The 255-nt window shown below is 69.0% G+C and carries 1 pseudogene; it reads right to left on the minus strand.

The features are described from left to right. Nucleotides 1–255: pseudogene (locus C5P05_RS00055) on the minus strand (efflux RND transporter periplasmic adaptor subunit); the annotation flags it as partial.

Raw genomic sequence — 255 nt, forward strand, 5'->3', positions numbered from 1 at the left:
GGTCAGCTCAAAACGGGCGGCCTCAATCTCTTTCTGCGGCACCGAACCTTCGAGTTCCGCATAGCGCGCTACCTTGCGTTCGGCAATGGCCAACTGCGACTCCAGTTCAGCCAGGGTGGCGCGCTGGTTGCCGCGCTCCAGGCTGCCGACCACCGGCCGCAGCCGGAGCAGCACCTGCCCCCTCAGCACCTTCTGGCCCAGCGTCGGCAGGCCCTTGGGCCCGGCTTCGATGCGCCCGGCCTGGCTGGCCTGCAC

The organism is Rhodoferax ferrireducens (assembly GCF_003347515.1).
Classification (GTDB): domain Bacteria; phylum Pseudomonadota; class Gammaproteobacteria; order Burkholderiales; family Burkholderiaceae_C; genus Rhodoferax.